The 21,218-nt window shown below is 51.0% G+C and carries 17 protein-coding genes and 1 riboswitch; of the genes, 6 read left to right on the top strand and 11 right to left on the bottom strand.

Annotated features, from left to right (window positions below; genetic code table 11):
• Positions 1-62: 62 nt before the first annotated feature.
• Both nrdG and I2F54_RS12400 read right to left on the bottom strand, forming a co-directional pair.
• A complete protein-coding gene (gene nrdG, locus I2F54_RS12405; RefSeq protein WP_009121755.1) occupies positions 63-563 on the bottom strand; it encodes an anaerobic ribonucleoside-triphosphate reductase activating protein in 501 nt (166 codons plus the stop codon).
• 128 nt (positions 564-691) lie between these two features.
• Complete coding sequence (locus I2F54_RS12400; RefSeq protein WP_009121756.1) at positions 692-2,902, bottom strand: anaerobic ribonucleoside triphosphate reductase; 2,211 nt, start codon at positions 2,900-2,902, stop codon at positions 692-694.
• 279 nt (positions 2,903-3,181) lie between these two features.
• Positions 3,182-3,402, top strand: a riboswitch (cobalamin riboswitch).
• A 60-nt stretch (positions 3,403-3,462) separates the two neighbouring features.
• Between I2F54_RS12400 and I2F54_RS12395 the strand changes: the two genes are divergently transcribed.
• Positions 3,463-4,431, top strand: coding sequence for a uroporphyrinogen decarboxylase/cobalamine-independent methonine synthase family protein (locus I2F54_RS12395; protein ID WP_195501367.1), 969 nt, complete (start codon positions 3,463-3,465; stop codon positions 4,429-4,431).
• A gap of 304 nt (positions 4,432-4,735) precedes the next feature.
• Here the strand turns inward: I2F54_RS12395 and I2F54_RS12390 are convergent, their stop codons facing one another.
• From I2F54_RS12390 to I2F54_RS12370, 5 genes are all read right to left on the bottom strand, one after another.
• Positions 4,736-5,833, bottom strand: a complete 1,098-nt coding sequence (locus I2F54_RS12390; RefSeq protein ID WP_195501366.1) for a TlpA disulfide reductase family protein — start codon at positions 5,831-5,833, stop codon at positions 4,736-4,738.
• 120 nt (positions 5,834-5,953) lie between these two features.
• Complete coding sequence (locus I2F54_RS12385; RefSeq protein ID WP_009121760.1) at positions 5,954-6,511, bottom strand: 30S ribosomal protein S16; 558 nt, start codon at positions 6,509-6,511, stop codon at positions 5,954-5,956.
• Positions 6,512-6,634: 123 nt separating this feature from the next.
• Complete coding sequence (locus tag I2F54_RS12380) at positions 6,635-7,936, bottom strand: Na+/H+ antiporter NhaC family protein (RefSeq protein ID WP_118046868.1); 1,302 nt, start codon at positions 7,934-7,936, stop codon at positions 6,635-6,637.
• 323 nt (positions 7,937-8,259) lie between these two features.
• Positions 8,260-9,750, bottom strand: a complete 1,491-nt coding sequence (locus I2F54_RS12375) for a UxaA family hydrolase (protein ID WP_009121763.1) — start codon at positions 9,748-9,750, stop codon at positions 8,260-8,262.
• 689 nt (positions 9,751-10,439) lie between these two features.
• Complete coding sequence (locus I2F54_RS12370; RefSeq protein ID WP_229028052.1) at positions 10,440-11,516, bottom strand: LacI family DNA-binding transcriptional regulator; 1,077 nt, start codon at positions 11,514-11,516, stop codon at positions 10,440-10,442.
• Between the two features lie 232 nt (positions 11,517-11,748).
• On the opposite strand from I2F54_RS12370, the gene I2F54_RS12365 reads away from it, so the two are divergent.
• The 5 genes from I2F54_RS12365 to I2F54_RS12345 all read left to right on the top strand — a co-directional run bounded on the left by I2F54_RS12365 (position 11,749) and on the right by I2F54_RS12345 (position 17,859).
• Entirely contained in the window at positions 11,749-12,774 is a 1,026-nt protein-coding gene (locus I2F54_RS12365) for a sugar kinase (RefSeq protein WP_009121765.1), read from the top strand.
• A gap of 144 nt (positions 12,775-12,918) precedes the next feature.
• The gene (locus tag I2F54_RS12360; RefSeq protein WP_009121766.1) at positions 12,919-13,587 is read left to right on the top strand and encodes a bifunctional 4-hydroxy-2-oxoglutarate aldolase/2-dehydro-3-deoxy-phosphogluconate aldolase; all 669 of its coding nucleotides are present in this window, start codon (positions 12,919-12,921) and stop codon (positions 13,585-13,587) included.
• Between the two features lie 656 nt (positions 13,588-14,243).
• Complete coding sequence (locus I2F54_RS12355; RefSeq protein WP_118046861.1) at positions 14,244-15,422, top strand: glycosyltransferase family 2 protein; 1,179 nt, start codon at positions 14,244-14,246, stop codon at positions 15,420-15,422.
• A gap of 23 nt (positions 15,423-15,445) precedes the next feature.
• On the top strand, positions 15,446-16,348 hold the full coding sequence (locus I2F54_RS12350) for a glycosyltransferase family 2 protein (RefSeq protein ID WP_195501365.1): 903 nt from the start codon (positions 15,446-15,448) through the stop codon (positions 16,346-16,348).
• On the top strand, positions 16,330-17,859 hold the full coding sequence (locus I2F54_RS12345) for a lipopolysaccharide biosynthesis protein (protein ID WP_195501364.1): 1,530 nt from the start codon (positions 16,330-16,332) through the stop codon (positions 17,857-17,859). The genes I2F54_RS12350 and I2F54_RS12345 overlap by 19 nt, the downstream gene beginning before the upstream one ends.
• Positions 17,860-17,941: 82 nt before the next feature.
• Here I2F54_RS12345 and I2F54_RS12340 read toward each other — a convergent pair whose 3' ends face one another.
• The 4 genes from I2F54_RS12340 to I2F54_RS12325 all read right to left on the bottom strand — a co-directional run bounded on the left by I2F54_RS12340 (position 17,942) and on the right by I2F54_RS12325 (position 21,056).
• Positions 17,942-18,043 (bottom strand): smalltalk protein, encoded by a 102-nt coding sequence (locus I2F54_RS12340; protein ID WP_022217561.1) that lies wholly within the window; start codon positions 18,041-18,043, stop codon positions 17,942-17,944.
• Positions 18,044-18,101: 58 nt separating this feature from the next.
• Complete coding sequence (locus I2F54_RS12335; protein WP_022217562.1) at positions 18,102-18,608, bottom strand: HU family DNA-binding protein; 507 nt, start codon at positions 18,606-18,608, stop codon at positions 18,102-18,104.
• Positions 18,609-18,935: 327 nt separating this feature from the next.
• Positions 18,936-19,184 (bottom strand): DUF4248 domain-containing protein, encoded by a 249-nt coding sequence (locus tag I2F54_RS12330; RefSeq protein WP_022217563.1) that lies wholly within the window; start codon positions 19,182-19,184, stop codon positions 18,936-18,938.
• A gap of 60 nt (positions 19,185-19,244) precedes the next feature.
• A complete protein-coding gene (locus tag I2F54_RS12325) occupies positions 19,245-21,056 on the bottom strand; it encodes a DnaB-like helicase C-terminal domain-containing protein (protein WP_009123358.1) in 1,812 nt (603 codons plus the stop codon).
• Positions 21,057-21,218 lie beyond the last annotated feature (162 nt).

Genomic DNA, 21,218 nt, shown 5'->3' with positions numbered 1-21,218 from the left:
CACGGTTTCAGTATCTCGTTGCGGATTATCTTATGTGGCTGCAAATGTAGGAAAAATATTCGTTAAATGCCCGGATTGTACCGGTAACTTACGGTTTTGTTTGCTTTCAGTGATGCCTGCACGTCAATCAGCCGTTGGTTCCTGCTGCCACGGAAGTAGAGGTCTTCGTCGCGCAGCTCCTGCCGGAATTTACCGTCCACCAGCACGTCGATGTACTCCAACAGCTTTGCCTGACGGGGATTGCGCAACAGCGACTCGAAGGTGTATCCGGTGTAGCACCAGATATTTTTCCGGCTTCGCTGTTTGATGGCGTGCGCCAGTTCGGTGAAGCCTTCCGGCTGGAACATCGGGTCGCCCCCGCTGAACGTCACGTCTGCGAATGTATCGGCAAGCACCTTTTGCAGAATTTCATCGGTGCTCATCCAGCGTCCGCGGTTAATGTCCCACGACTCCGGATTGTGGCAGCCCGGACACCCGTTGGGGCATCCGGCCGCGTAAATGGCGGTACGGAAACCGGGACCGTCCACCGTGGTATCTTCTAATATCTCAAGAATGGAAAGCACTTTTTTAATGAAGAATTAAGAATTAGGGAAATTGAGAATTGAGAATTGAGAATTAAGAATTAAGAATGATGAATTCAGCATGAAAGCTCTTAACCAACTCAAAATTCTTAATTCTTAATTCTTAATTCTTAATTCCCATGTACTACCCTGTCGTTCAGTTCGGCGAGTTTGGCTTGGTTCCAACGGTCGGTGGTTCCTACCAGGTAGCCGGTGATGCGTTGCAGTTTGTCGATGTGGGTGCTGCCGCATTTCGGACAAACTTCCAGGTCGGGGGTGGAGTTTTCGTATCCGCATTCCAGGCAGCGGTTGCGGTTGTGGTTCACCGAGCCGTAACCGATGTTGTACCGGTCCATCATATCTACTACACGCATGATGACTTCGGGGTTGTGGGTGGCGTCGCCGTCAATCTCCACGTAGAAGATGTGTCCGCCGCGGGTCAGGTCGTGGTAGGGGGCTTCTACTTCCGCTTTATGGCGGGCGCTGCACTTGTAGTACACGGGCACGTGGTTGGAGTTGGTGTAGTAGTCGCGGTCTGTGATGCCCGGCAGACAGCCGAACTTCTTGCGGTCTACACGGGTGAACTTGCCCGAAAGACCTTCGGCGGGCGTGGCCAGCACGCTGTAATTATGCTGATATTGGTCGGAGAACTGATTGGCGCGGTCGCGCATGTACGTCACGATTTTCAGACCTAATTCCTGGGCTTCTTCCGATTCTCCGTGGTGCTTGCCCAAGAGCGCGACCAGACATTCCGCCAGACCGATGAAACCGATGCCCAGCGTACCTTGGTTGATTACGGAAGAAATGTCTTCGTTCGGCTTGAGCTTGTCGCAACCTATCCACAAGGCGGACATCAGCAAGGGGAACTGTTTGGCAAACGCCGTCTTTTGGAACTCCATGCGTTCGTGCAACTGGCGGGCGGTGATGTCGAGCATGGCGTCCAGCTTGGCAAAGAAGAGGGCGATGCGCTGCTCCTTGTCCGCTATGTCCATGCACTCTATGGCAAGGCGGACGATGTTGATTGTGGAGAAAGAGATGTTTCCTCGGCCGATGGATGTTTTCGGGCCGAAGCGGTTTTCAAACACACGTGTACGGCATCCCATGGTGGCGACTTCGTGCTCGTAGCGTTTCGGGTCGTCGGCTCTCCAGTCGTCGCTGCGGTTGAAGGTGGCGTCCAGATTCAGGAAGTTCGGGAAGAAACGGCGTGCGGTGACTTTGCAGGCAAGCTGGTAGAGGTCGTAGTTGCGGTCTTCGGGCAGGTAGCTTACGCCGCGTTTCTTTTTCCATATCTGAATGGGGAAGATGGCTGTCTCGCCGTTTCCTACGCCTTGATACGTGCTTTTCAGCAGTTCGCGGATGATGCAGCGTCCCTCGGCGGAAGTGTCCGTGCCGTAGTTGATGGAGCTGAACACCACTTGGTTTCCGCCACGGGAGTGTATCGTGTTCATGTTGTGGATGAACGCTTCCATGGACTGGTGCACGCGGGCTACGGTCTTGTTCACGGCATGCTGGACAATGCGGCGGTCGTCGGTCAGGCCGTCCAGCGGTTGTTGCAGATAGTCTGTCAGCTCTTTTTGGTAGAGGTGCGAGTAGTCCTTGCCGTTCAGCTCTTCCAGATTCTTTATTTCCTCGATGTAGCTGTTGCGCACGTAGGGAGCGAGGTAGAAGTCGAATGCGGGAATGGCTTGTCCGCCGTGCATTTCGTTTTGGGCTGTTTCCAATGAGATGCAACCCAGGATACTGGCGGTCTCGATGCGTTTTGCAGGGCGCGATTCTCCGTGTCCTGCGGAGAAGCCGTATGTCAGGATGCGGTCCAGCGGGTGCTGCACGCATGTCAGGCTCTTGGTAGGGTAATAATCCTTGTCGTGGATGTGCAGGTAGTTGTGGCTGACGGCATCCAGCACTTCCTCGCTCAGAAGATAGTCGTCTACAAACGGTTTGGTGGTCTCGCTGGCGAACTTCATCATCATGCCTGCCGGAGTGTCGGCATTCATGTTGGCGTTCTCGCGGGTGATGTCGTTGGATTTGATGTTGATGATTTCCAGAAACATATCGCGCGTCTTTGCCTTGCGGGCGATACTGCGCTGGTTGCGGTAGGCAATGTATTTCTGTGCGACATCTTTACGGCTGCTCTTCATCAGCTCCATTTCCACCAGGTCCTGAATGGCTTCCACCGTCATTTGGGCATCGCCCTTAAAGGAGATGTGGTCGGTGATTTGGCGTATCAGTTGCATGTCTTCTCCCTTGTCCGTATGGAGCATGGCCTTGCGGATGGCGGTTACTATTTTTTCTTCGTTGAAGCCGACGACGCGTCCGTCACGCTTGAGTACCGTTTGTATCATATTGGTTGTATTTTTTAGATTTTACAATAGGAGTTAATTGCGAAACAAAGGTATGATAGTTTTTTATACGTTTTCTGTTTTGGAAAACTTTTGTTGGATTAAAAATGGTTAATCTGTTGATAATCAAATATGATTTGTGATGAAATGGGAAACTTTTCAGTTTACGTGGTTTTTATAGTTGCACATTATTGATAATTATATATTAGATGATGTGTCAATCTGTTTTGAAGCGGCCGATGAAAAATAGGGATTTCACTTGCCGACTTTCAAATACTTTGGTTATATTTGCAGCGAATCGGTTTACCGATGGTTGTCATCATCGGTAATTAAAAGGGAATCGGGTGCAAATCCCGGACAGTCCCGCTGCTGTAAGGTTTCATACCAAACATTTCGACAGATACACCTCTGCCACTGATTATTTCCCCGTATGCGGGAAAAGGTTGGGAAGGCGGTTTGAAATGGAAACCGAGTCAGAAGACCTGCCATTCTTTGATTTTCTTTGCCACTCGTGGGATAGGGCAAAGCGCTGAGGTATTAATTTTCAAATAAAAAGAACGAATATGGGAAAGTTGTTTCCACCCTTTAAGGTCGATATTGCGGGGGCATTGTGTGTGCCTTCTGCGCTGCGGGACGCAAGGAGCCGCTATCAAGGCGGGCAAATCAGTCAGCAAACATTGCGTGCCGTGGAAAATGCGGAGATACGTAGTTTGATTGAACGGCTGAGGTCGGAAGGCGTAAGGATTGTGACGGATGGCGGATTTCGGAGTTATGATTTTCTGGAAGCCTGGGAAGGCATCCGCCGGAAGGGCGATGCGGGGGCTCCGTCCGGCAAGGAGCTGGAAGTGACGGGCAGGATAGGTTTGCTTCATCATCCTATCCTTGATGATTTTGCTTTTTTGGCGGCGAATGCTTCGGACGATGTATTGCCCAAACAGCATATTCCTTCGCCCGGAAAAGTACTGATGAGGATTCTTCGTGAAACGGATGCCGGGTGCATGAAGTCGGTTTATCCGGACTTGAATATACTGCTGGATGATTTGGCGGCGGCTTATAAAAAGTTGCTGGAAGGGCTTTATGAGGCCGGTTGCCGTTATATACAGTTCGAGGGCGTGAAGTCCATGCTGACCGATGAGGCCGCCCGCCTCAATAACCGGGTGCTGCGCGAGCGTCCCGAAGGGTTATTCGTGGCTTTTCATGCCGCGACGGATATGTTGATACGGCTACGCGGGGCGGACGCGTATTTTCTGGATTATGATTGCGGGATTTGCGATCGCAGCCGTCTGTTGTGGTTTGTGCATGAACGGGAAGCTGTGTTTGGTTTCGTACTCTCTTATTATCCCGATGAGGAAGAACTGGATGAGTTGCAGGCCAAGATGGAAGAAGTGCTGAATTATATTCCCGTGAAGCATCTGACGCTCTGCCTGCCCGATGCGGATAATCTTCTTAATCCCTCGGAAGAGGATGAGAAGAAACAATGGAAAACCGTGGGACTGGCTAAGGATATGGCAGACCGTATATTCCCTGTCTGAGCGCACGCACTGTTGTGTCCGGGTGCACGTCTTGCTGTGTTTGAGCGCAGGCCTTGTTATGGCTGAGCCCGCACTTTGTTACATCCGAGCCCGCGTCTCGTGGTGGCCGAGCCCGCATGTTACCATAACTGAGCCCGCATCTTACGGCTGTTGCCCTGCGGGATTGCAAAACAATAAAGAGGGTGTGTCGAAACCCTCATAAATAGGAAATCACCCTCGCCACAGATAATCGTAGCGGGGGTGATTTCGATACAAGGGGAGTTTTGACACACCCCTTTGTTTTATACTCTTTCGGCTTCCTCGCTTATTTAAGCACTTCAGCCAATTTTTCTTGCAGTTCCTCTCCGTGCAAACCGCGTGCAAGGATAATTCCGTCACCGTCAATCAGTACCGTGTGGGGAATGCTGCTTACGGCATACAGCTTGGCGCCTTCATTATTCCAATATTTCAAGTCGGACATTTGCGGCCAGGTGATATTCAGTTTGTTGATAGCTTCTTTCCAAGAATCGCCGTTCTGGTCTAAAGAAACGCCTACAATCTCGAAATTCTTGTTCTTGTACTTGGCGTATGCCTCTACCAGGTTAGGCATTTCGCGACGGCAGGGTCCGCACCAGCTTGCCCAGAAGTCGACGAGCACGGTCTTGCCCTTTCCTACGTAGTCGGACAGTTTCACGGTCTTTCCTTCGGGAGTCTGCATTTCAAAGTCCGTAAACTTTTGGCCTACGGCAGTGGCTTTCATCTTTTCTACATTCTCCTTGATGCGGATGATGGTGGCGTCGTTGCTGTATGTGGCGGGAATCTGCGGCATCAGCGGGTCGAGTTCTTTCACATCCAAGTAGTAGTAATTGCTTTTCAGCAGATGCACGCCCACGGCATTGGTAATGTTTTGGCTGATGCCGGCTTTGGCCACTTCCATCATTCTGCTTTCCAGCGCACTCATTTCCTTGCCTTTGGCTTCGCGCTGCTGGTCGGTCAGGGCGGTGTCGGTCATGGAAGTGTAGATGTTTTCCATCTGGCTGTCCAGTTCGTTGAGCTGGGTTCTGATGGCCTGGTAGATGTCGTTGTTGGCGGTACCGGTGGCGGAGCTGCTCTTTCCGTTGAGTTTGATATTGATTTTTCCGTTTTCGAGGAAGAAGTCCATAATCATACCCTCTGCTCCGGCGGGGCTATAAGTAAGGTAGCGGTTGGCAGCAGTGTCCTGCGTTCCTTTGAAGGTGAAGGTTCCGTTGGTGATGACTGCGGAATCGAGTTTTACGAGTTGGCGGCCTTCCACGGTTTGCAGAAAGACGGTATCGCCGTCGGTTGCACCCTCTATCGTTCCGGTTACGGTGTAACCTTGGTTCCCGCTGTTACAGGCTGCGAATACGGCAGCGGCAGCGAGCAGGTAAGTTAGTTTTTTCATTGCTTTGTTCATTAAATAAATAATTTGTAGCCACAAAGATAATAATAAAAAATCCCCACCGGTATAACCGGTGAGGATTTTATGTTTTTTGTCCCTTTTTTACAGGGAAAGCTCTGCTTTTTATTCAGCAGCGGCTTCTGCTGCGGGAGCTTCTTCAGCCGGAGCTTCGGTAGCTTCTGCTTCTGCAGGTGCTTCAGCGGCAGCCTTGGCAGCTTCTTCAGCGGCTTTCTTTTCGGCCAATGCTTTAGCTTTCACTTCGTTTACTTTCTTTTCGGCTTCCAGACGTGCTTTGGCTTCAGCTTTCTTAGCTTCTTCGTCTTTAGCTTTCAGAGCGGCCAAACCGTTTTGTTTGTCGTTCTTCCAAGCTTCGAACTTAGCTTCTGCTTCTGCTTCGCCGAATGCGCCTTTCGCTACACCGCCAAGAAGGTGCTTCTTCATGTAAACGCCTTCACGGGAAAGGATGTTGCGGACAGTGTCGGTAGGTTGTGCACCTTTCAACACCCAGTCAAGTGCGCGGTCGAATTTCAAATCTACTGTGGCAGGATTGGTGTTAGGGTTGTAAGTACCAATCTTCTCAATAAATTTACCATCACGTGGTGCTCTTACGTCTGCAATTACGATAGAGTAGAAAGCGTAGCTCTTACGTCCATGTCTTTGCAATCTGATTTTTGTTGCCATTTAAATAAATGTTTTTAGTTAATGATTTGAATTATGCTGCTAACTCGTAGTAGCGGGCGCAAAGGTACACTTTTTCTTTTGATTGACAAATAGTTCGCGTAATATTTTCATTCCGGGGAAGAATTATGAGTATCTTCTCGGATACCTTATCAATATGGCGAGTATCGCGCAGGCCCCCATGCAGAACGGATAGTAAAGGTTGCCTATGATGCCGAGCGGCGAGATGCCGGCAAGTCCTGCGGCTATCAGCATTTGTGCGCCGTAGGGAATGATGCCTTGAATGAGGCAGGAGAATGTATCGAGTATGCTTGCCGTTTTCCGGCGGTCCAGGTGGAAGCGCTTGGCTATGTCCTTGGCGATGGGGCCGGTGGTGATGATGGCAATGGTGTTGTTGGCGGTGCAAAGATTGGCTACGCTCACCAGTGCGGCTATGCTCAGTTCCGCTCCCCGCTTGCCGGTGACGTGGCGGGTGAGGCGGGCGATGATGAAGTCAATGCCGCCGTTGTAGCGGATGGTTTCGAGCATTCCGCCTGCCAGCAGGGTGATGATGATAAGTTCGCCCATGCCGGTGATGCCCGTTCCCATGGCGCCGAACCAGTCGAAGAACCCCATTCCGGTGAAGAGGCCGATGATACCGGTCGAGAAGATGCCGAGCAACAGCACCGACATCACGTTCATTCCGGCTATCGCCGTACCCAGCACGATGAGGTAGGGGATTACCTTTATCCATTCAATTTCTTGTATCTGCGGGGCGGCGGACAATGACAGCCCTTGAAAGATGTAAATGCCCAGCACAATCAATGCGGCCGGTACTACAATCATGAAATTTACTTTGAACTTGTCCCGCATAACGCAGTCCTGCGTCTTTGTGGATGCAATCGTGGTGTCTGATATGAACGAGAGGTTGTCTCCGAAGAACGAGCCGCCCACCACGATGGCTACCATATAGGGCAGGTCTATGCCTGTTTTCTCCGCCAGCCCCACCGCCACCGGAGTAAGCGCGACGATAGTCCCCACGCTGGTGCCGATAGACAGGGATATGAAACAGGCGGCTATGAAGATACCCGCCAGCAGCAGGTTGTCCGGCAGGATATGCAGGGTCAGATTCACCGTGGCGTCGATGGCTCCCATCTGCTTGGCGCTTTGCGCGAACGCTCCGGCGAGGACGAATATCCATATCATCAGCAATATGTTCTTGTTGCCTGCGCCTACGGAAAACTGGTAGACGCGTTGTTCCAGTTTCAGCCCCCGCGTAATGGCGATGGCGTAGCAGGACGACAGCAGGAAGGCCACCGTAATCGGCACTTTATAGAAATCGTTTACAAGCAGTGATGTGATGAGGTATAGACAAAGAAATACAGCCAACGGACTTAGCGACCACCAGCCGCCTTTTTGCTTTGGAGAAGTAGTTGTATCTGCGGACATACTTTTCTGTTATGGAATTATAAGAGCGATATATTGAGTAAACCGGCTGCAAAGATAGGAAAAAAGAATAGAATTCCGGTTGATACCTCATTCTGTCATTCGAAACGAAGTGAAGAATCTCTTTCCTCATATATAAAGGAAAGGGGTTCTTCACTTCGTACCGAATAGTTGAATGAGGGTTGAAGTTCATTCTGACACTTTCTTTCCCTATTTAGGGATGGAATACGCCCGGTGATTTTTCAGACATGGATTGCACGGATTTCGCGGATAAATAAAAAAGAGCCGTGTAATCCGTACCAGAAAAATCACCGGGCAAACCTGTATTATAAAGTCACGCCTGTCTTGAAGATGGCGATTTCCTTGTAACCCTTCTTTTCGTTGTTCACGAACTCGCCGCTTGCCACACGGATAATGTAGTCGATGAAACGTTCGCAAGTCTTTTCCATCGGTTCGTTTTCAAGGATAACTCCGGCGTTGAAGTCAATCCAGCCCGGTTTGTTCTTGGCGAGGGTGGAGTTGGTGGAAATCTTCATGGTCGGTACGTACGTTCCGAACGGCGTTCCGCGGCCTGTCGTAAACAGTACCATGTGGCATCCGCATGAAGCCAGGGCGGTGGCTGCAACCAAGTCGTTTCCCGGTGCCGAAAGCAGGTTCAGGCCTTTTACTTGCAGGCGTTCGCCATAAGGAAGTACGCCGTCCACGTAGCTCTTGCCGCACTTCTGGGTACATCCCAAAGCCTTGTCTTCCAGTGTGGAGATGCCGCCGGCCTTGTTGCCCGGAGACGGATTTTCACCTACCGGTTCGCCGTGCGAGAGGAAGTATTCTTTGAAGTCGTTAATCAGTTTTACCGTTTCTTCAAACAGCTCTTTGTTACGGCAGCGGTTCATCAGGATTGTTTCCGCACCGAACATTTCGGGTACTTCCGTCAGTACGCTCGTACCGCCTTGCGCAATGAGGAAGTCGGAGAACATACCCAGCAGCGGGTTGGCCGTAATGCCCGAGAAGCCGTCGGAACCGCCGCATTTCAAGCCTACGCGCAGCTCGCTCAGAGGCACATCCACGCGCTCGTCCTTGCTGGCTTTTTCGTAGAGTTCGCGCAGCAGCTTCATGCCTTCTTCGTATTCGTCGCCCACTTTCTGCGTCACCATGAACTTCACGCGGTCGGAATCGTATTCACCCAAAAACTCGCGGAATACATCCGGCTGGTTGTTTTCGCATCCCAGGCCTACCACAAGTACAGCTCCGGCATTGGGATGCAGCACCATGTCGCGTAGTATTTTCTTGGTGTTCTCGTGGTCGTCGCCCAGCTGCGAGCAGCCGTAATTGTGCGGGAATGCCATGATTGCGTCCACGCCTTTGCCCTCTGTTTCACGGCGCAGGCCTTCCGCCAGTTGGTTGATGATGCCGTTTACACAGCCCACCGTGGGGATAATCCATATCTCGTTGCGCACTCCCACATCACCGTTTTTGCGGCGGTAACCTTTGAAGGTCAGGTTTTTGTGCGGAATATCCAGATTCACTTCGGTGGGATTGTACGTATATTCCAGCAGTCCGGCAAGATTGGTCTTGATGTTGTTTTCGTTCATCCAGTCGCCCTGCTTCTTAGCGGTGCGGGCGTGGCCGATGGGATAACCGTATTTAATCACATTTTCGCCTTCCGCAAAATCTTGCAGCGCGAACTTGTGCCCGGCTGGAACATCTTCGTTCAGGACGATTTCCTTGCCGTCTACTATGAGCTTTTCACCTGCCGGCAGTGCTACAATGGCTACTGCGACGTTATCGGCAGGATTAATTTTCAGGTACTTTGTTTCCATATGAATATGTTTTAATTAGTTTCGTTCAATATTACTTGATTGCTTTAATCGCTTTATTATCTTACTATCTTATTGCCTTATTATCTTAGTACTTTATTGCTGCTACTTTATCGTTTCCACCTTATCACTTTTACCTTATTACTTCTATTTTATCATTTCTACCTTATCGCTTTATCATCTTACCACCTTATCACTTTCACCTTGTTATCTTACCACCTTATTAAACAAGTAAGTGTTGAAAGCTATTTATAGTAAGTATAACCTAAGCCTGAAGGGCTTTTTATCTTATAGCCCGGGGCAACGCCCCGGGAATAAATGTTCCCGGACCCTGCGCCCTGTAAGGGCAAAAGATTAATCTTCAAATATTTTGCCCTTACAGGGCGCAATGTTATTCATATTCGTATTCCCGGGGTGTTACCCCGGGCTATAAGATAAAAAGGCTTTCAGCCTTAGATTACCCTATATCATCGTTACTGATATAAACTGAATTTCAACATTTATTAATGTATAATCAGCTTGTACTGTCTGTCATTCTAACATTTGCTTATTATAATGTTATTTTATATGCCCTTGCTTATTATAATGTTATTCTATATGCTCTTACTTATTATAATGGTATTCTATTTTATCTTACTTGTTATAGTGGTATTTTATATCTCTTACTTGTTATAATGCTCTTCCGTATTCTTTTACTTATTATAATAGTATTCTATATTCTCTTTCGTCAGCAGGTCAATCGGCATGAAATTCTCCCTTGCGATTTCTTTCTTCAGAATCAGATGGTCGCACAGGGCTTTGATGCCGTCGAACCCCTGCAAGGTGGGTTGCTGGGCGATGAGGAAGAAGATGCTCCCCTCTTTCAGGCAGTCCACGTTACGTTTCAGCAGGTCATATCCCATGAGGTTGAAATCCGTTCTCCGGTGCTTTTGCAGATATTCGCCGATGATATATGCTTTGGAGTTGAAGGTGATGCCGTTCTTTACGGTGGGGTGGGCACGGAAGAAGTCGTCCAGCATTTGCGCGTCCTCGCTGTCGCGTTTGGCGTGCAGGTTCAGTTCCCAGATGCGGCAGGCGGGGTGATGCTCGCTCATGTATTCCCGGAAACCGATTTCCCGTCGTTCCTGCTGGTTGGAGCCTACGATGCCTTCGTTTATCTTGCGGAAGATTACGATTTCCTGCGCATCCTCGCCGGCGAGCAGCATCAGCATGCGTGCGGCGAAATATCCGCTTTGGTGCGAGTTCTGTCCGAAGAAGGAGAGGGCGGGAGCTTCCTTGATGTTCGAGTCTATATATATATAAGGTATATTCAGCTTTTCGAGCTCGTCGGTGAAGGGGGCGGTGTACTGCGGGGCGGTGGGGGCGAACAATACGCCGTCGGGCTTCATGTCCGCGATGCTGCGGGCGGCGCGGGCAAAGGAGCGGTAGTCGTACGGATCGTAGTACGTCAGCTTCACGGTGATGTTGAAGTCCGAATAGGTTGTCAGCGCTTCGTGGATGCCGCCTTCCACTTCCGTCCAATACTCCCCGGTGTCGTGCTGGGGCAACAGGCAGGCAAACGCATACTTCTTGTTGGACGCCAGTGCGCTGGCATACATATTGGGTTGATAGTTCAGCTTCTCCAAGATTTCTTCCACACGTTTACGGCTGGCTTCCGACACTCCGCTACGTCCGTGGATAACGCGGTCTACGGTTCCCACCGATACATCAGCCATCCTGGCGATGTCCTTAATCCTTATCCTTTCCGGTGTATTCATGGGCTTGTTCATGGCTTTTTGTGCTCGCACACAATAATAATCTAAATATTTTCGACACAAATATATAACAATTTTTGTAATTACGAAAATTGTTGTATCTTTGTGCCCGCACACGAAAGCTATGAAGAACAAACCCCGTTTTCGTTTACTCTGCATAGAATCAAGTGTTTAACCTCTTCATGAGGGCTGATATGACAATTTGAAAGAAACAATTTAATCATATATTTAATAAAAACATAGAATTATGGGAAAGAAAGTCGTTACATTAGGTGAGATTATGTTGAGACTGTCCACTCCGGGCAACACTCGTTTCGTACAGTCCGATTCTTTTGATGTAGTATATGGCGGTGGTGAAGCCAACGTTGCTGTCAGCTGCGCCAACTACGGTCATGATGCTTACTTTGTAACCAAATTGCCGAAACACGAAATCGGTCAGTCAGCGGTGAACGCTTTGCGTAAATATGGTGTAAAGACAGACTTTATCGCACGTGGCGGTGACCGCGTAGGTATCTATTATCTGGAAACCGGTGCGTCCATGCGTCCCAGCAAGGTGATTTACGACCGCGCCCACTCTTCAATCTCCGAAGCGGATGCGGCGGATTTCGATTTCGACGCTATCATGGAAGGTGCAGACTGGTTCCACTGGTCAGGTATCACTCCGGCTATCTCCGACAAGGCTGCCGAATTGACCCGTCTGGCTTGCGAAGCCGCCAAGCGTCATGGTGTTACGGTATCCGTAGACCTTAACTTCCGTAAGAAACTTTGGACAAAAGAAAAAGCTCAGTCCATCATGAAACCGTTGATGCAATACGTAGACGTTTGTATCGGTAACGAAGAAGACGCGGAACTCTGCCTCGGTTTCAAACCCGATGCTGACGTAGAAGGCGGTAAGACAGATGCGGAAGGCTACAAAGGCATCTTCAAGGCAATGGCCAAAGAATTCGGTTTCAAATATGTAATCTCTACTTTGCGCGAATCATTCTCGGCAACACACAACGGCTGGAAAGCAATGATTTACAACGGCGAAGAGTTCTACGAATCAAAACGCTACGACATCAACCCGATTATCGACCGTGTAGGTGGCGGTGACTCTTTCTCAGGCGGTATCATCCACGGTTTGCTGACTAAGCCCAACCAAGGCGCCGCTCTCGAATTCGCGGTGGCCGCTTCGGCTTTGAAGCACACTATCAACGGTGACTTCAACCTCGTTTCTGTTGAGGAAGTGGAAGCGCTGGCCGGTGGTGACGCAAGCGGTCGCGTACAACGCTGATAATTCTTTTCAGGCGCGGATTACACGGATTTTACGGATACCGGTGTGATAATCACATGGAAAATACGGTGCTGAGCCCGTGCAATCCATGCCTGAAAAAATCAAATAGAGTTATTTCTATACATTAAATTATTGATTAATACAATGGCAAAATTTGATAAAATAGCCGTATTGAACAAGATTGGTTCAACCGGTATGGTTCCTGTATTCTACCACAAAGATGCAGAAGTAGCGAAAAAAGTAGTGAAGGCATGTTACGACGGCGGTGTCCGCGCATTCGAGTTTACCAACCGCGGCGACTTCGCTCACGAAGTATTTGCCGAAGTAGTGAAGTTCGCGGCTAAGGAATGTCCCGAAATGGCTATGGGTGTAGGTTCTATCGTAGACCCTGCTACCGCTGCGCTGTATCTGCAATTGGGCGCAAACTTCATTGTAGGCCCGTTGTTCAACCCCGAAATCGCTAAGATTTGCAACCGCCGTCTGGTGGCATACACTCCGGGATGCGGAAGCGTTTCAGAGGTAGGCTTCGCTCAGGAAACAGGTTGCGATCTCTGCAAGATATTCCCCGGTGACGTGCTGGGTACAAAACTCGTAAAAGGCCTGTTGGCTCCGATGCCGTGGTCTAAGCTGATGGTTACCGGCGGTGTGGAACCGACACAGGAAAACCTGACTTCTTGGATTAAAGCCGGCGTATTCTGCGTAGGTATGGGTTCCAAGCTCTTCCCGAACGACAAGGTTGCCGCTGAAGACTGGACTTACGTTACGGAGAAATGCAAGGAAGCTCTGGCTTACATTGCGGAAGCAAGAAAGTAATCATTATATTTCATTTTGTTTAAAGGTGTTTAAAGGGGACAACCATCGAGGTGCTACGGCACTTCGGTGGTTTGTTTTTTTGTACCCGGTGTAACGCTTTCGGCGGAAAGAGTGTCACAATGATAGCCTTTTAAGTGTTTACAAGTGTAAAAGAGACGTTTAATCTCTAAAACAATGTTATAAGACACTCACTTTTTTTCTCTACTGTTTGCGCACACGGAAAAAACGCTTACCTTTGCAGTGCAGTTGAGAAATTGCTCTTAAAAAATAAAAGAAGAGTTTTCAGTAAAGGTAATTAGTTAAGAGGTAAAAAGATTGAATTAATTCATAAGCGAAAAATTTATAGATTAAAAGTAGGTAATTAGGTAAAGGTAAAAGTTAAACATTAAGTGTTATTTGATAGGTTTGAAGTTTGTTTTTAGAGGTAAAAAGAAAGATTGATTTTCGGGTAACAATTTGATGCAAGTAAAAAAGAAAAGCCTTTTGGCTTTTCTTACACGAGGCGAGGGGTTCGGGAGAACTTGCTCGTTTTTTTTTATTTTCCGCCTTTTTTTGTATATTCTGTCCAAACTCTCCCCGTTTTTTGTATCTTTGCGACGAAGCCCCTGCGGGCAGACTTCCAACAAATAAAACAACAGGGTTAAATTGCATGGATTTTGGAACACTTATTACATATCTTTGATTGGTTTCTATACATTTTATTGTCAATAAATGTGGCGTATCTGTTGGTGTACAGTCTGGCATCGCTGCGCCGTGGCAAACCTCTCGCTTCCGTACCGGCACGCGCCTGCAAGCGTTTTGCGGTACTCATTGCCGCCTATCGCGAGGATGCGGTCATCCTGTCCACCGTGCACGCCTGCCTGGCGCAGGATTATCCGGACGATAAATACGACGTCACCGTTATATCAGACCACATGCGGCCTGAAACGAACGCGGCCTTGTCTTCACTTCCCATCAAGTTGCTTCAAGTGGATTTTGAGAAAAGCACCAACACCAAATCCCTGAAAGCCGCCCTCGAATACCTGGACAAAGCCGCTTACGACGTGGCGCTGATAATAGATGCGGACAACATTATCGCCCCGTCCTACTTGTCCGAGGTGAACGACGCTTTCGCTGTGCCCGGTGTCCGGGTGGTGCAGACACATCGCGTGGCCAAGAACCTGAACACCGACATGGCCTATCTGGACGCAGTCAGCGAGGAGATAAACAACTCCATTTTCCGTTCGGGACATGCCAATCTGGGCATGTCGGCGGCTCTGATAGGTTCGGGCATGGCTTTTGACTATCCCCTGTTTTACGATGCGATGATGAGTAACACCTCGGTGGGCGGTTTTGACCGTGTGCTGGAGATGAAGCTCCTTTATGAGGGCGTGCATTTCCATTACCTGCCCGATACTTTCGTCAAGGACGAGAAGATACAGCAAGCCAACAATTTCTACCAGCAACGCCGCCGCTGGCTGTCCGCGCAGTATTACAGCTTCTTTGAGTTTGCCGGACGCTTGCTGCCCGCCATCCGTGACGGGAAGTGGGACTTCTGCGACAAGCTCTACCAGCAAATCTCGTTCTCCCGGGTGCTGCTGTTGGGATTCGTGTTCATCATCTCCCTCGCGCATTCCCTATGCGCGTCCCCATCGGCCTGTAAGTGGTGGGGAATATTCATCCTGCTGCTGTCGGCGCTGGCTCTCGCCATTCCCCGCAAGTATTGGAAGTGGCGGTTGCTGAAGGCGGTTTGCTGGGTTCCTTACTCTTTCTTGCTGATGCTTTTGAACCTGTTCCGATTGAAAGAAGCGAATAAGCGGTTTATTCATACGGTGCATGGGGTGGATGGATACTGACAGATAGAAGAAAAACTCTTGAAATGGACTTTGTATATACCTATACGATAATAATTCCTCACAAGAATATTCCGTTGTTATTGCAACGCTGTCTCGATTCCATACCGTTACGGCAGGATATCCAGGTTGTGATAGTAGACGATAACAGTTCGCCTGCCGTTGTAGATTTTGACAACTTTCCGGGGAGCGAGCGTAAGGACACGGAGATTATCCATACATCCGAAAGCAAGGGAGCCGGATACGCGCGCAATTGCGGGTTGGCCGCGGCGAAGGGGCGCTGGCTGTTGTTTGCCGATGCCGACGATTTCTTTCTTCCGGGATTTTTGGATGTGCTGGATACATTCGCCCTTACGGATTACGACATGATTGTTTTTCGGGCGGAGAGCACGGACTCGGATACGCTCCGGCAGGTGGAATCCCGGCAGGAATATTACGGCCGGATACGTGAGGATGCCGATTGGGAAGCGCTGAGATATAAGAACGGAGTGCCGTGGGCGAAGATGATATCCGCAAGCCTGGTGCGGAACCACCGGATTCGTTTCGATGAAACTCCGGCAGGAAACGACGTGATGTTTTCGGCATACAGCGATTATTACGCCCGGAAAACAGCTCTCTGCTCCCAAGCCATATATTGCGCCACGGTTCGCAAGAACTCTTTGTACTACGGCGTTGTGCTTGAGAACCTGCTGGCGCGCGTTCGGGTATCGTGCCGGTACAACCGTTTCATGCGGAAAATAGGGGAGCGGGACAAACGCGTGAACCGCTACTATTACGTACAGTTGTGCCGGAAGCATTTTGGCTGGCGGGGATATTTGAAAGCCGTGTGGATTTATACGCGTATGGAATGTCCCGATATGGTTTATGAAACATTTTCCGGCTTGCTGTCGGCAAAGTTAAAAAAGCGTCTATGTCAGAATCCCGTCTGAAGAAAAGCTATCTGAACGCGCGTGTCAATGTATTCTTCTACCTTGTCACCCTTTTCATCTCCTTTTTCTCCAGAAAGATATTTCTTGAGAAGCTGGGGGCGGACTTTGTCGGGCTGACGGGGACGATGCAGAATCTGCTGGGCTTTCTCAATCTGGCCGAGCTGGGCATCGGAGCTTCCATCGGCTATGTGCTTTACAAACCGATTTTCGACGGCAACCGGGACAAGATAAAGGAAATCATCTCGGTGCTGGGCTATCTCTATCGCAATGTGGGATTGCTGATTTTGGGCGCCGGGCTGCTGCTCGCCTGTTTTCTGCCTTACATATTCGCCGGTGCCGGTATTCATTTCGGAGTAATCTATTTTGCTTATTTCGCCTTTTTGGCTTCCGCCCTCATCGGTTATTTCGTCAATTACCGGCAGACCCTGCTTGGCGCCGACCAGCGCAATTATGTGGTCACCGTCTACTTCCAAACGGCCAATATCGTCAAGATACTCCTGCAAATGGCGCTGGCGTGCCATGTGGGCAGCTTCTACCTGTGGATAGCCATCGAGCTGATATTCGGCATTCTGTACTCGTTCATCCTGAATTGGAAGATAAACCGGGTATATCCGTGGCTGAAGTGCGAGGTGGCGGAAGGCAGGCGGAAGTATCCGGAGAATAAGATTATCGTGCGTAAAGCCCGCCAGATGTTTGTACATAAACTGGCGGGAATGGGCAGGACGCAGCTTTTGCCTTTTCTGGTGTACGCGTTTACCTCACTGAAGCTGGTGGCGTATTACGGCAACTATATGCTGTTGCTCACCAAGCTGAACCAGTTTGTCGACAATTTTCTGGGCAGTACCGGAGCGGGCGTGGGCAACCTGATAGCCGAGGGAGATGTGAAGCGCATCCAGCAAGTCTTTTGGGAGCTGAGCTCGCTGCGTTTCCTGATAGCGTCGTTCCTGACATTCGCGCTCTATCATCTGACAGACCCGTTCATTACGGTGTGGCTGGGCGAGGAGTACGTATTGCCCCGTTCCGTGTTGGTTATTATCCTCACCAACTTCTTCATCAGCCAGTTCAGAGGCACGAACGACCAGTTTATCTTCGGTTACGGACTGTTTCACGACACATGGGCGGCGGTGGCGACGCTGGCAATCACGGTGGCGGTGGCATTGGCGGGCGGCTTCCTGTGGGGGCTTCCGGGCGTGTTGCTGGGCGATGTAGCCAGTTCGCTGACCGTCGTCAGCGTTTGGAAACCCTATCTCCTTTATAAGGAAGGGTTCGGAATGCCCGTCATGTCCTATTGGAAGAATATATTCCTTTACCTGCTGCTTGCCGTCCTTTCGTGGGGGCTGACGGACGTGGTTCTCTGTTTCCTTCCGCTGCCGGAACCGTCTCAGGGCTATGGCATGTGGATGGTGTATGCGCTGGTGTCGTCGCTGGTGTTCCTGCTGATATTGTGCGGCGGCTTTTATTGCTGCTCGGCGGGGATGCGTTCGCTGGTAAGGCGCTTCCGGCGCAGATGAAGCGGATAAAAAAGAAGAGGATGCGCCTCGTTCCCATCACCGGGGCGGCGCATCCTCTCGTACGGTGTGTACCGTTACTCTTTTAGAACGTCATCGCGTTGGCTCCGAAAACGCCGAGAACGGCGGAAGCTACGGCGATGATTACTTTCAAGACTGTGTCCCAGATTCCTGTACTTTTACTCATATTCTTTTGTTTTTAAGTTATAAATGATAAATCCCGATTATCGGTTCGTAAAATTCCCTTATCCCAGCGGGTTCTCCTCTTCACCGTTGTCTCCGCTGCCGCCGCCATTGTTTCCGCCGCCGGAAACGCCGTCTTCGGACACCAGCTCAAAAATCAAGGTGTTGGGGTTGCCTTTGGTCGTGGCGTTGGTGTCGTTTTCCAAACGGAGCGTGTTCGCTACTTTGAAGCGGATATTCACCCGTTCGATGTTTTTCACCGTACAATCTTTGGCGGCCTCGGTGGCGCGACACTTGAAGGTGGTATAGAAGATACCGAACCCGTCCAGGCGGACGTTATTCCCGTCCGTCAGTGTCTGCCGTATCTGGCGGACGAGGGCTCTGCCTACATGTACCACGTCTTCGGCGGACATGCTGCCCAGTGCCTCGATGTCTTGCGCGATGCGTTCGAGGTCGAGAATCTTGGCGTCTTTTGGCTTGCGTCTCAGCGTGTAGACCATCGGCGAGGTATTGTCGCCTATTTTCTTGTGTCGCTGCGTACGCATTACTAATGCTTTTGCTTTTGTCATTTCGTTACTTTTTAATGAATAGTCAATTGTTTCCGGAACGACGGGGATGGCTTCTCCGCGGCGAGTTTTCTCCTTTTCGTTTCGTTGATACAAAGATACGGCGGCGTGCCGGTACGAAAGGAGCTTTGCAAGGGTTGGGGGAGATTGGGAGAGAATTACGGGGGATTACAGGGAATTGCAGGGAGTTGCAGAGGATTGCAGGGAGTTGCAGGGAATTGCAGAGAGTTGCAGGGAATTACCGAGAGTCACCGAGAATTACCGAGAACCGCAGAGAATCACAACGACAGTTACAGCCGCAACGTTTCGGGAGTTTTCCCGAAGAACCCTTTAAGGTTCTCCGAAAACACTCACCATCAGCCGCACTTGTGCGGGGGTGTACCGGCGGGCGGCGGGGTTCATGCCCGTGGCCAGCAGGCGTTGTTCCAGTCCGGGGGCGGTACGGATCCATTCGTTAAACAGGTTTACGGCACTCTGTTGCGCCACGTTGCGGATATAACACATCGCCAGTTCTCCTTTGCCGTAGCTGCGGATGGAGAAGGGGGCTTCAGCAATGAAAGAAGCATCATTTTTCATCATAGTCTATACATGTTCAGGTTTTGATATTCAGATAGTTGATTGCTTCAAAGGTACGCATTTTCAGTGGAACAGGCAACCTTGTTCCTCATTATTTTTCAACCAATTTGCATTGTCGAACCGCGTGTCTACGGGGCCCGGACTGTCGCCGTCCGGAGTATGCACGATACCCTCTTCGCAAGGGAAGTAGCGCCCGCTGATGAAGTTGTAGACGAACTTGGCGCACGTGCCTGCACTGCCCAGATGCTTGAAGCGCACTTTGTCAATATAAATGGTTACGATTTGCTTCTTGTCGTTACGGTCTACGTCGATACAGTAGTCCGTCATGTTGCCGAAGTCGGCGGAGCCGTTGATGTCGTTCATCTCCACACGGCGCAGTTCTCCGGTGGCTTCGTTGCGGTTGACCTTGCGGGGGTGGGCCACGAGGATGACGAGGCAACGGTTGCGCTGGGCAAAGCGGCAGAGCTTGTTCAGCACGGAGCGGATGAAGTCGCGTTCCGTCATGCCGCTGTCCTGCTCCAGACGGTTCATGGGGTCTATCACGAGGGTGCGCACGCCGCGGCGGCGTACCAGTTGACGGGCTTTGAGCAGGATGTCGTCTATGCGGTAGGCGCCGTCACCGGGCAGGATATGGGTCACGTTGGCCGCCAGCCATTGGCGGGCTTGGTCGTACAGTTCCTCGGTCATGCCGTAGCCGGGGGCGAAGTTACGCCCCAACAGCTTGTCGGCAATCTTCTTGAGGTGGTACTCCACGGGCAGGTTCTCAGGGCTGTAATAGGCTGTTTTCCAGCCGTGGCGCAGACGCAGGCGGAGCACGAGCTCGTCGGTGAACTCGGATTTTCCGTCGCCCGGACGGCCTGTTATCACCACGAGCCGCCCCAGCTCGAACGTGCAGTGGGCGTCCAGGTTCTCCCAGCCCGTTTCGGCGCCGCCTTGCAGTCCGTTTTCGTAGAGAGCGCGCAACTGCTCGCTGCAATCGTCGGCGGTGGCTACGCCCTCTATGGGAATTTCCTCGGCCTGTTGCAGGCAGATGGCGAGGCTGTCCGCGCCGTAGCGAATCAGATGCTCGTTGCTGTCCTTGCAGCCGGCTCCGTAGCGCACTATCTTGCAACATTCCGCGCCCAGACGGCGGACGAGTTCACGGCGCAGCACTTCTCCGGCGGCATCCTCGTCTACGGCGATGTAGACGGTTTCCTTGTCCTCGAAGTGGCTCTCCACAAAGCGGTCTATCCAGGTGAGGTTGCTTTGCGCGCCGGCGGGCACGGAGATGATGTCGCGCCGTCCGGTGGCGGTCATCAGGGCGCAGGCGTCGAACTCGCCTTCGGTGATGACGGCCTGGCGGGTGCCCAGTATGCCGTTGATGTTGTAGGGGATGAGCTCGGCGTCCTTCACCATTTTGAAGTGCTTCTGTCCGCTGCGGAACTTGGTGTTGACGAGGGTATCACCCTCGAAGTAGTTGAAGCAGAGGCAGTTCTCTTCTTTCTCGCTTTGGGGCATCCATTCGCGCTGTTCGGTGATGCGGAGCTCGTCGAGCAGCTCTTGCCTGAGGCAGCGTTCTTCCGTCCAATAGCGTTCCAGCGCCTCGCTGCGGCCGGTTTTGGAAGCGTTGAACACGGGACGCCGGAAGTGCGAGGGCAGCAGGACGGATTTGCGGTAGCGGTCTATCCGTTCCTGCCGCCGGCGTTCTTCGGCATCGTCGGGGATGTGCAGGGTGTAGCCGCAGTGGTGGCAGTAGCACAGCCCCTTGTCGAGGTCTACGGATAGCGAACGGTCACCTTTGTGGCCGCGGGTGTCGTTGCATTGCGGACAGGTGGTTTTGATTTTGCCGCTGCTGCGGCCACGGGTATTGATGTTATGTTTTCTGAAGTCGAACATGGGGGATGGTTTGGGGTGAATGGATTTCGGGTTGTGAGCCCGGATGTTTCGGGTTGCGGGCTCGGCGGTGACGAACTGTGGGGGCAGCGCTCTTGAACTGCCTGCTTACGGCTGCCGGACTGCCTACTTACGGCTGCCGGACTGCCTACTTACGGCTGCCGG

This window comes from Bacteroides clarus (genome assembly GCF_015555825.1).
Taxonomy (GTDB): domain Bacteria; phylum Bacteroidota; class Bacteroidia; order Bacteroidales; family Bacteroidaceae; genus Bacteroides; species Bacteroides clarus.
Note: the sequence above shows the minus strand (reverse complement) of the source record. Positions and strands in the feature narration are given on the sequence as shown.